12 protein-coding genes are annotated in these 10,444 nt (G+C 62.7%); 4 read left to right on the top strand and 8 right to left on the bottom strand.

Annotated elements, in window-relative coordinates; all coding sequences use genetic code 11:
* Positions 1 to 79: 79 nt before the first annotated feature.
* From ispD to J7548_RS00370, 3 genes are all read left to right on the top strand, one after another.
* Positions 80 to 814, top strand: a complete 735-nt coding sequence (gene ispD, locus J7548_RS00380; RefSeq protein ID WP_290968801.1) for a 2-C-methyl-D-erythritol 4-phosphate cytidylyltransferase — start codon at positions 80 to 82, stop codon at positions 812 to 814.
* Positions 815 to 819: 5 nt separating this feature from the next.
* Entirely contained in the window at positions 820 to 1,317 is a 498-nt protein-coding gene (gene ispF / locus J7548_RS00375; protein ID WP_290968798.1) for a 2-C-methyl-D-erythritol 2,4-cyclodiphosphate synthase, read from the top strand.
* 308 nt (positions 1,318 to 1,625) lie between these two features.
* On the top strand, positions 1,626 to 1,832 hold the full coding sequence (locus J7548_RS00370) for a cold-shock protein (protein ID WP_290968796.1): 207 nt from the start codon (positions 1,626 to 1,628) through the stop codon (positions 1,830 to 1,832).
* A gap of 89 nt (positions 1,833 to 1,921) precedes the next feature.
* On the opposite strand, the gene J7548_RS00365 is transcribed toward J7548_RS00370, so the two are convergent.
* The 7 genes from J7548_RS00365 to J7548_RS00335 all read right to left on the bottom strand — a co-directional run bounded on the left by J7548_RS00365 (position 1,922) and on the right by J7548_RS00335 (position 7,491).
* Positions 1,922 to 2,515, bottom strand: a complete 594-nt coding sequence (locus J7548_RS00365; RefSeq protein ID WP_290968794.1) for a TMEM175 family protein — start codon at positions 2,513 to 2,515, stop codon at positions 1,922 to 1,924.
* A gap of 13 nt (positions 2,516 to 2,528) precedes the next feature.
* The gene (locus J7548_RS00360) at positions 2,529 to 3,227 is read right to left on the bottom strand and encodes a YoaK family protein (protein WP_290968792.1); all 699 of its coding nucleotides are present in this window, start codon (positions 3,225 to 3,227) and stop codon (positions 2,529 to 2,531) included.
* Positions 3,224 to 3,673 carry a DoxX family protein gene (locus tag J7548_RS00355; protein WP_290968789.1) on the bottom strand — a complete coding sequence of 150 codons (450 nt, stop codon included), beginning with the start codon at positions 3,671 to 3,673 and terminating at the stop codon, positions 3,224 to 3,226. Before J7548_RS00355 ends, J7548_RS00360 begins: the two co-directional genes overlap by 4 nt.
* 14 nt (positions 3,674 to 3,687) lie before the next feature.
* On the bottom strand, positions 3,688 to 5,580 hold the full coding sequence (locus J7548_RS00350; protein WP_290968786.1) for an amidohydrolase: 1,893 nt from the start codon (positions 5,578 to 5,580) through the stop codon (positions 3,688 to 3,690).
* A gap of 56 nt (positions 5,581 to 5,636) precedes the next feature.
* Positions 5,637 to 5,909: a XapX domain-containing protein gene (locus J7548_RS00345; protein WP_290968783.1), complete on the bottom strand. Its 273-nt coding sequence runs from the start codon at positions 5,907 to 5,909 to the stop codon at positions 5,637 to 5,639.
* A gap of 73 nt (positions 5,910 to 5,982) precedes the next feature.
* Positions 5,983 to 6,675 (bottom strand): hydrolase, encoded by a 693-nt coding sequence (locus J7548_RS00340; RefSeq protein ID WP_290968780.1) that lies wholly within the window; start codon positions 6,673 to 6,675, stop codon positions 5,983 to 5,985.
* Positions 6,676 to 6,780: 105 nt separating this feature from the next.
* Positions 6,781 to 7,491, bottom strand: a complete 711-nt coding sequence (locus J7548_RS00335) for a pirin family protein (protein ID WP_290968776.1) — start codon at positions 7,489 to 7,491, stop codon at positions 6,781 to 6,783.
* A gap of 164 nt (positions 7,492 to 7,655) precedes the next feature.
* On the opposite strand from J7548_RS00335, the gene J7548_RS00330 reads away from it, so the two are divergent.
* Positions 7,656 to 8,603 carry a LysR family transcriptional regulator gene (locus tag J7548_RS00330; RefSeq protein ID WP_290968773.1) on the top strand — a complete coding sequence of 316 codons (948 nt, stop codon included), beginning with the start codon at positions 7,656 to 7,658 and terminating at the stop codon, positions 8,601 to 8,603.
* Positions 8,604 to 8,710: 107 nt separating this feature from the next.
* Here J7548_RS00330 and aceB read toward each other — a convergent pair whose 3' ends face one another.
* Positions 8,711 to 10,297: a malate synthase A gene (gene aceB / locus J7548_RS00325; RefSeq protein ID WP_290968770.1), complete on the bottom strand. Its 1,587-nt coding sequence runs from the start codon at positions 10,295 to 10,297 to the stop codon at positions 8,711 to 8,713.
* Positions 10,298 to 10,444 lie beyond the last annotated feature (147 nt).

Genomic DNA, 10,444 nt, shown 5'->3' with positions numbered 1-10,444 from the left:
ATTGGCATTAAAATTCAGCCTCGCATTATAAAGCAGGCCGTCTTTCGGGGCGGTGCCTGAAACCCGCATCCCGCCTTGTATGAACCAACCGGCCTCCTCCGCATCCACCGCCAGCCAACCGCAGCATTTCGCGCTGATCCCCGCCGCCGGCGTCGGCGCCCGCATGGGCGCGCAGATTCCCAAGCAATACATGCCCATCGCCGGCAAACCGATGCTGCGCCATGCGCTGGAGACTTTCGCCGCGCATGCGCGCATTGCCCATACCTTCGTGGTGGTCAGCGCCGGCGACGCCTGGATCGACGAACTGGTCACGCCGGAACTGGCCCCGCGCGCCACCGTGCTGCGCGTGGGCGGCGCCACGCGGCAGGAAAGCGTGTTCAACGGCCTCAACCAAATCCGCGATGCGGCCGGCGACGCCGACTGGGTGCTGGTGCACGATGCCGCGCGGCCGGGCCTGGATGCCGGCTTGATCGACCGCCTGCTCGACACCCTGGACGGCGATGAGGTCGGCGGCCTGCTGGCCCTGCCGGTGGTCGATACGCTCAAGCGCGAAAGCGCCGGCGGCCGTTCACAGGAAACCGTTCCGCGCGCCGGCCTGTGGGCCGCGCAAACGCCCCAGATGTTCCGCTACGCGCTGCTGCAGCGCGCCTTGCGCCAGGCGGCAGAACAGGGGCGCATCGGCGCCATCACCGACGACGCCAGCGCCATCGAAATGCTCGGCCTGCAGCCGCGCCTGGTCGAAGGCAGCCCCCGCAACCTCAAGGTCACGCTGGCGCAGGACGCCGCGCTGGCCGAATTCTTCCTGAAAGGCTGATTAACATGAGCACCGCATTCCCCTTCCGCATCGGCCAGGGCTACGACTGCCACGTGCTGGTCGAAGGCCGCCCGCTGATCCTGGGCGGCGTCGAGATCCCGCACAAGAAAGGCCTGCTCGGCCACTCCGACGCCGACGCCTTGCTGCACGCCATCACCGACGCCCTGTTCGGCGCCGCGGCGCTGGGCGACATCGGCCGCCACTTTCCCGATACCGACCCGCAATTCAAGGGCGCCGACTCGCGCGTCTTGCTGCGCGAAGCCGCCCGGCGCCTGGATGCCGCCGGTTATGAGATCGGCAACGTGGACGCCACCATCATCGCCCAGGCGCCGAAAATGGCGCCGCACATCCCCGCCATGGTGAAAAACGTGGCCGACGACCTGAAAATTTCTTCACAGCAAGTCAATATCAAGGCCAAAACCAATGAAAAACTGGGTTACCTGGGCCGGGAAGAAGGCATTGCTGCGGATGCTGTTGTGCTGATCCATCAGAAAAACGATTGAATCCGGCCAATTCCAAAATTCGCGTAGGACAATGACCGACACGCCAAAAGCCGCACCAGACAAGGGATTCCGGGCGATTTCCCGCACCGTTTTTTGGCGAGAATCGAAAACTAAAGTGCAAGCAAAAATAATTAAATATTTAAATTGAACTTTGCAACCGAAAATAGCTTGCATTCCCGATTTAATGAGTATAATCAGCGCGTCGTTAGGATTCGAGCTGGTAGTGCGGTCATCGCTGTCATTCCTCCCGAGTAACGATAAAGAGCCGGGCATTAACACGCCCCAATCAATTAATTAAGGAGTCCGTAATGGCAACTGGTACCGTCAAGTGGTTCAATGATGCAAAAGGTTTTGGTTTTATCACTCCCGATGAAGGCGGCGAAGATCTGTTCGCTCACTTCTCGGCTATCCAATCGAGCGGCTTCAAGTCGCTGAAGGAAAACCAACGCGTTTCCTTCGAAGTGACCACTGGCCCGAAGGGTAAGCAAGCTTCGAACATCCAGCCTGTTGCTTAAGTTTCAGCGCTGAAATAAAAAATCCCCGACTCGTCGGGGATTTTTTTCGTCCGTGCCGCTTGCAAGGCACTGCGCCGCCCTTTGGCGGTTCAGTGCCTTTTGTCATCCTGCTCCTGCAAATACCGTTCGATCCGCGCATCGGGAAAGAACCACAGCGCCGCCATCGCCGCCAGGATGGCAAATGCCGCGATGCTGCTGCAGAAACTGACGCCGACAGCCAGCGCATAGATCGCCAGGGAGACTTTCCCTTTGAGGCCGCGGCCGATGGTCTGCGCCGCCGGCGAGTCCGGCCCTTCCCGCGCGACGATGGCGCGCCCGAGCAGCCAGTAGGAAGCCGCGCAAATGAACAGCGCCAGCGCGTACAGGGCGGTGGGCAGCGCCAGCCATTCCGATTTCCCGGCCCAGGTGGTGGTAATCGGGATCATCGTCAGCCAGAACAGCAGGTTCAGGTTGGCCCACATGATCCTGCCGTTGATGCCGCGGACCACCTGGAACAGGTGATGGTGGTTGTTCCAGTAGATGCCGACATAGATGAAGCTGAGCACATAGCCAAGGAAATGCTGGGCTTCCGCGCGCAGCCCCGCCCAGGTGAAATCGGCGGGGAGCTGGATCTGGTACAGCATCAGCGTCAGGCTCACGGCGATGACGCCGTCGCTGAAGGATTCAAGCCTGCCCTTGTTCATGGCCGCCTCCCCATCAGATGAACCGCTTGCGGAAGGACAGGCTCGCCAGGTACAGCACGGCCAGCAGGAACGGCAGCACGCTCCAGAACCCCAGGTACACGTAAAGCACCGCCCCGAGCAATGCGCCCAGGATGAAAGCGGCCACGATGCTGCCGCTTTTGAGCAATGCCAGCCCCTGCTCGCGGCCGGGCTGGCGGACATAGTTGGAGAGGTCGATGCCGAACTGGGTGGTATTGCCGGTCATCATGGTGCTGGGGCTGATGTGCTTGATCAGCGTCTTGCTGGCCGTATTGCGGATGGCCAGCGCGATCAGTCCCAGCCCGCCGGTCAGCGCCAGCGCGACATCGTCGGGATCGGAAAAAGGCGCGAAGTGCAGGCCGGCCAGCATGAATCCCGCCAGGAAGAGCGCCTCCCCCACCAGCAGCCAGCCCAGGGTCGTGCCGGACTGGCTGCAGCGGTCGATCCACATCTTGGTGAACATCACCGTGACGATGAACAGCGGGATGGCTCCCAACTTGATCCATACGCCGGCGCCGCCCTGGACGAACGCGGCGCCGGCCAGCACCAGGTTGCCGGTCACGTGGGCAGTGAAAAAACCCAGCAAGGCGACGAAACCGATGGTGTCGATGGCGCCGGCCACCACCGTCAGGATCAGAGGCGCCCTGGATTGCGCCCAAAAACCCGGCGGCTGCGCGTTATCCATGGCGCTCATGCGGTCTCCTTATCCTGAAGATCGAGCCAGGCCACCAGCAGGAAACCGCCCGCCAGGCCCAAATGCTCAAAAAAGGAATTGGCCGCCATGAAACGTTCCTGGCCCGCCGGCAGCATCCAGAAGCGCAGCGCGATGAACGTGGCCAGCAAGGTGAAGCCTGCCAGCGCCAGCGCGCCCAGCCAGCGCAGCCGCCTGCAGAGGATCAGCGCGGAAGCGCCCAGCTCCAGCACGATCACCAGCACCGCGAACACGGGCGCCGGCGCCAGGCCGAAATGGTTCATCTCGCCGATGGCCCCGGCAAAGTCGGTCAGCTTGACCAGCCCGCCCTGCAGATAGGCCGCGCACAGGCCCAGATAAGCCAGCCATTGCAGTGTGCGGCTGCCGAACAGGGGCCGCGCCAGCGCCGCCAGGCGGCCCTCGATACCGGAATTGACATTGTTTTTCATCTCACGCTCCTGTCTCAAGCCATCCAGCATGAACAACCCAGTGCACCGAAGAATCCCTGCAGGTCGGAAGCGGGAACGCTCGACGCCCAGGCCTTGGCATGGCTGTGCCCATGCAAGCCGCAACTGCTGCCGCAACCGCAGGCGGCCATGTGCCGGTGCGCCGGTTGCAGCGAATTGCGGCCCGCGCCTTCGGGTTCGCCCCAGGCCGCATAGCCCTTGAAGGTACGGGTAGGCGACCAGTCCGGCATGGCCGGCGGCAGCGGATTGTCGTCCAGCGGCGCGAAGGGGCCCGCGCCGTAGACCACGCGGCCGCCCACCACCGTGAGATCGGAAGTGAGGAAAGCGATCTCGTCTTCGGGAACGCTGAAATAGTCCTTGCTGGGCACGATGAAGTCCGCCATCTGGCCCGCCTCGATGCGCCCGCGCCGGCCTTCTTCGTTGGAGAACCAGGCGACGTTTTCGGTCCACATGCGCAATGCGGTCTCGCGGTCGAGCAGGTTGCGCTGCGGGTACAGGCTCATGCCGCCCACGGTCTTGCCGGTGACCATCCATGACAGCGAGACCCAGGGATTGTACGAAGCCACGCGCGTGGCATCGGTGCCGGCCGATACCTTGACGCCCCGCTCCAGCATGCGCTTGACGGGCGGGGTGGCCTCGGCCGCTCGTGCGCCGTAGCGTTCGACGAAATATTCGCCCTGGTAGGCCATCCGGTGCTGCACGGCGATGCCGCCGCCCAGCGCGGCGATGCGGTCGATCGATTGGTCGGAGATGGTCTCGGCATGGTCGAAGAACCAGTTGATGCCTGCCAGCGGCGTGTCGCGGTTGACTTTCTCGAACACGTCGAGCGCGCGCGAAATGGTTTCATCGTAGGTGGCATGCAAGCGCCACGGCCACCGGTTCTGCGCCAGGATGCGCACCACCTCTTCCAGCTCGCCCTCCATCTCGGGCGGCATCTCCGGGCGCGGCTGGCGGAAGTCCTCGAAGTCCGCAGCCGAGAACACCAGCATTTCGCCGGCGCCGTTGTGGCGGAAGTAATCGTTGCCCTGCTTGTATTTCACGCTGGCGGTCCAGTTGAGGAAATCCTGCTTTTCCTCCTTCGGCTTTTGCGTGAACAGGTTGTAGGCCAGGCGCACCGTCATCTGGCCGGCGTCGGCCAGTTGCTGGATCACCTGGTAGTCTTGCGGATAGTTCTGGAAACCGCCGCCGGCATCGATCACGCCGGTCACGCCCAGGCGGTTGAGTTCGCGCATGAAGTGGCGCGTCGAGTTGACTTGGTACTCCAGCGGCAGTTTGGGTCCCTTGGCCAGCGTAGCGTAGAGAATCGACGCATTGGGCTTGGCCAGCAGCAGGCCGGTGGGGTTGCCGGAGGCATCGCGCATGATCTCGCCGCCCGGCGGCGCCTGCGTGTCCTTGGTATAGCCCACGGCGCGCAGCGCGGCGCCGTTGAGCAAGGCGCGGTCGTACAGGTGCAGCAGGAACACCGGCGTATCGGGCGCGATGGCATTGATCTCTTCCAGCGTGGGCAAGCGCTTTTCGGCGAACTGGTGCTCGGTGAAACCGCCCACCACGCGCACCCATTGCGGCGCCGGCGTGACGGCCACCTGGCGGCGCAGCATCTCCATGGCGTCCGCCAGCGAACGCACGCCGTCCCAGCGCAGTTCCATGTTGTAGTTCAGGCCGCCGCGCACCACGTGGGTATGGTTATCGAACAGGCCCGGCAGCACCTCCCGCCGCTTCAGGTCGACCACCCGGGTGCCGGCGCCGGCCAGCGCCAGCACCTCCTTGTCGTCGCCCACGGCCACGAAGCGGCCATCCTGGACGGCCATCGCCGTGGCGACGGGTTGGCTGCGATTGAGCGTGGTGATGCGGGCGTTGTGAAAAATGATGTCTGGCTGGGAATGGGACATGTCGGCTTCTCCTGCGCAATAGGTTTATCTGGAGCGTGCTGCGGAATGGTTCCGGCTCACGCGGATTCCTGCTTGTCCGCAGGCGCTTGCTCGTTGCGTCCGGGCAGTTGGCCCAGCACATGTTCTGTAGCCCTGGTCTGCTCGCAGGCCGTGTTGAAGGCCATGCCGTGCAACAGTTGCTTCCCGACTGGAATGACTTGCTCGCCCAGCAGGATGCCCAGCAACCCGACCAGCGCCACCAGCGGCGGCGCCGGGGAACGCACGTTGAGCAAACTGTAGATGATGCCGACCAGCAGGCCGGCGCCGAGCGACATTGCATAGAGTTTCATGGTGGACCTCGATGGAATGTTGGCGTCCGCGGCCTGCCGTCTTCACGGCAAGCCACGGGACTGCGGTGTGATATTACTTGGCCGGGTTGGGGCCAATGCGCTGGCCATGCTGTACGCGCTCAGGAGCCTTGTGCACCATGGTATAGGCATAGTCCACGCCCATGCCATATGCGCCGGAATGTTCGCGCACGATATTCATCACCGCATCGTAGCTGTCGCGGCGGGCCCAGTCGCGCTGCCACTCCAGCAGCACCTGCTGCCAGGTCACCGGCACCACGCCGGCCTGCACCATGCGGTCCATGGCGTAGTTGTGCGCATCCAGCGAAGTGCCGCCCGAAGCGTCGGCCACCATGTAGATCTCGTAGTCGGTGTCATGCATCGCCGACAGCGCGAACGTGGTATTGCAGACCTCGGTCCACAGGCCCGAGACGATGATTTTCTTGCGGCCCTGGGCGGCATTCGCTGCCAGCGCATCGCGCACGTTCTGGTCGTCCCAGGAGTTCATCGACGTGCGTTCGAGGATCTTATGCTCCGGAAACACGGCCAGCAGTTCCGGATAGGTATGGCCCGAGAAGCTCTCGGTCTCGACCGTGGTGATCGTGGTCGGGATATTGAACACCTTTGCCGCCTTGGCCAGGCCCACGACATTGTTCTTCAGGACCTGGCGGTCGATCGACTGCACGCCGAACGCCATCTGCGGCTGCTGGTCGATGAAGATGATCTGGCTGTTCTGCGGGGTCAGGACTTCGAGGTATTTGCTGGACATGGTCTTTTCCTTTAGTGGATGAATAGGATCAAAAGCGGCGGCATTCTTTCGGCAAGGGGCTGCCGCACAATCCCCTTCCGGTTTGATGAAGCATTGAAAATCTGTTCAGGCCAGCCCGGCGGCATCGACCAGCACCAGCTCGGCATCTTCGCTGGCGGTGACGGCAATCTCCCGTTCGCCGTGGATGGCGGCACCATCCTGCGAGCGCAGCGCTATGCCATTGATCTCGGCACGGCCCTTGGCCAATACCATGTAACCATAGCGGCCGGCATGGGCGAAGCGATACGTCGCGGTTTCGCCGGCCTTGAGCAAGGTCCCCAGCACCCGGGCATCGGCACGGATCGGCAAGGCATCCTCATCGCCGCTGGCGCCGCTGGCCAGCGCCACAAAGCGGTGCTGGCGCTCGTCCTTGGGAAACGGCTTGCATCCCCAGGATGGCAATGCGCCCTGCTGGCTGGGGTGAATCCAGATCTGGAAGATGCGCGTGACGCCAGGCTCCAGGTTGTATTCGGAATGGCGAATGCCCGTCCCTGTGCTTACCACCTGGACATCGCCGGCGGCGGTGCGGCCCAGGTTGCCAAGGCTGTCCTTGTGAGTGATGGCGCCTTCGTGCACATAGGTGATGATTTCCATGTCGGCCTGCGGCTGGGGAAGAAAACCGGAACCCGGCGCAATGGCGTCGTCGTTCCAGGCCCGCAGCACGCCCCAGTGCATACGCAGCGGATCATGGTACTGGGCGAAAGAAAAATGGCTCTTCGAATCAATCTGGCCATGGCGGGCGACACCGAGACTGCCGACGGGACGATGCTCAATCATGGTGTGCTCCGCTGAGTGCGTGAATGACGATGGAGGCAGTGTAGGAGCGGGCGACTATGGTGAGAAGACAAGAAATGGAATTCCATTCTTTCCATTTTTGACGTACATTCGCGGCTGGCGATCACCCCAAAGCACGCAGCAAAGATGTTCTCCCAAAGGCCGATATGAATAAACTGCCAGACCTGGAAGCATGGGCAATCTTTGCCAAGGTCGCCGAAACCGGCTCGTTTGCGCGCACTGCGGATGAGTTCTCGCTATCCCAGGCCACGGTGTCGAAAGCCATTTCACGGCTCGAAGCGCGCATGAAGACCACGCTGTTCCACCGCACTTCGCGCCGCATCTCGCTGACTGCGAACGGCTACGCGGCGCTGGAGCATGCCACGCGCATTCTTGAAGAAGGCCTGGCCGTGGAGGCCGAAGTGGCCGAACAGTCCAGCAGCCTGCGGGGGGTAATACGGCTATCGGCCCCGATGTCCTTCGGCATCGCGCGACTGGCGCCGGCGCTGCCCGGATTCTTGCAGGCCAACCCGGACGTCGAACTGGATGTGCACTTCAACGACAAGCAGGTGGATCTGGTGGGCGACCGCTTCGACCTGGCCCTGCGCATCGCCAACCTGGTCGACTCCAGCCTGCTGGCCCGCCAGCTGTGCAAGGTGCGCATCCTGCTGGTAGGTTCGCCGTCCTACTTCGAGCGGCATGGCCGGCCGCGCCATCCGCACGATCTGGCGCAGCACAAGGCGCTGCAATACAGCTATGCGCGCAACGGCACGCACTGGCGCTTCAAGCACCCCAAGCACGGCGAATTCACCCAGTCGATGGCCGTGCAGATGCAGGCCAACAATGCCGAAGCCCTGACGCCCGCCCTGCTGGCGGGCCTGGGCGTGGCGCTGCAGCCTGCCTTCCTGGTCTGGCAGGAATTGCAGACGAAGCAATTGGAAGTGGTCATGGAAGACTGGCAGGTGGAGCCGATCGCGCTGCATATCGTGACGCCGCCGGGACGCAACCGTCCGGCGCGCGTGCAGGCGTTCATTGACCATCTGGCGGCATCGTTCTCCAACGAACCCTGGGCCGGCGTGGCGGAGCTGGTGAATCGCCCGCTGACCGAATCCTGATTTTCACCGGAACGGCCGGGCCGGCTGTCCGATTTCCATTCGCAAAATAAAAGGGCCGGGTCCTGCTCAATACAGGACCCGGCCCAATCACACTACTCAGGTAGCGCTTAGATCTCTTCGTACAGCGGCAGCGTCAGGAATTCCGCGAACTTCTCGGAAGTCGACATCTCTTCGAAGATCTTGGCGGCGCGGTCGTAGGTCGGACCGTTGCCGGCGACTTCCTTCACCTTGGCCAGTTCTTCCGGGATCATCGCGCGCACCATGTCGGCGGTGACCTTGCGGCCGTCTTCCAGGTTGCCCTTGGCGCTGCGGATCCACTGCCACACCTGCGCGCGGCTGATTTCGGCGGTGGCCGCATCTTCCATCAGGTTGTGGATCGGCACGCAGCCGTTGCCGGCCAGCCAGGCGCCCAGGTAGTGGATGCCGACGTTGATGTTGTAGCGCAGGCCGGCTTCGGTGATCGGGGTTTCCGGCTTGAAGTCCAGCAGGTCGGCGGCCTTGACGTCGACGTCGGGGCGCTGCTTCTCGAACTGGTTCGGCTTGTCGCCCAGCACCGCGACGAATTCCTTCATCGATGCCTCGACCAGGCCCGGGTGCGCGACCCAGCCGCCGTCGTAGCCGTCGGTGGCGTCGCGGCGCTTGTCGTTGATGATGCCCTGCATGGCGATGGCGTTCTTTTCCGGATCGTTCTTGATCGGGATCAGCGCGCTCATGCCGCCGATGGCCGGGGCGCCGCGCTTGTGGCAGGTCTTCAGCAGCAGCAGCGCATAGGCGCGCATGAACGGCGAGGTCATGGTGACCTTGGCGCGGTCGGCCAGGCAGAAGTCCTTGTCGTTCTTGAACTTCTTGATGCAGGAGAAGATGTAGTCCCAGCGGCCGGCGTTCAGGCCCGAGCTGTGCTCGCGCAGTTCGTACAGGATCTCGTCCATCTCGAAGGCGGCGGTGATGGTCTCGATCAGCACGGTGGCCTTGATGGTGCCTTGCGGCAGGCCGATCTCGTTTTGCGCCATCACGAAGATGTCGTTCCACAGGCGCGCTTCCAGGTGCGATTCCATCTTCGGCAGGTAGAAGTACGGGCCGGCGCCGCGCGCCAGCTGTTCCTTGGCGTTGTGGAACAGGAACAGCGCGAAGTCGAAAATGCCGCCGGAGATGCGCTTGCCGTCGATGGTGACGTGCTTCTCATCCAGGTGCCAGCCGCGCGGACGCACCACCAGGGTGGCGATCTTGTCGTTGAGCTTGTAGCTCTTGCCGTTGGATTCCAGCGAGATGGTGCGGCGGATCGCGTCGAACAGGTTGATCTGGCCGCTGATCTGGTTGTCCCATACCGGCGAGTTGGAATCCTCGAAGTCGGTCATGTAGCTGTCGGCGCCCGAGTTGAAGGCGTTGATGACCATCTTGCGCTCGACCGGGCCGGTGATTTCCACGCGGCGGCACTTCAGCGCTTCGGGGATCGGGGTGATCTTCCAGTCGCCGTTGCGGATAGCTTCGGTTTCCTTCAGGAAGTCCGGGCGCTCGCCGGCATCCAGGCGCTTGACGCGTTCGGCGCGCGCGGCCAGCAGTTCCTGGCGGCGGCCTTCGAAGGCGCGCGACAGCTTGGCGACCAGCGACAGGGCTTCGAAAGTCAGGATGTTCTCGTAACCCGGCTTGATTTCACCGGAAATAGCCATGCCGGCGGGCAGCTTCAATTGCGTCATGCTGGACTCCTCAGAAAGAAAAGAAAAACGTTCGAATTGTGCCTGATGTCCAAGCAGCTTAGCTGCATTGCATCAGACTTGTTATGTACGCAGTATATTTAAACTAAATCGATATGAGTGAAACGTTTTATCAATTTATCTTTGCGT

The organism is Herbaspirillum sp., assembly GCF_017744395.1.
Lineage (GTDB): Bacteria > Pseudomonadota > Gammaproteobacteria > Burkholderiales > Burkholderiaceae_D > Herbaspirillum.
Note: the sequence above shows the minus strand (reverse complement) of the source record. Positions and strands in the feature narration are given on the sequence as shown.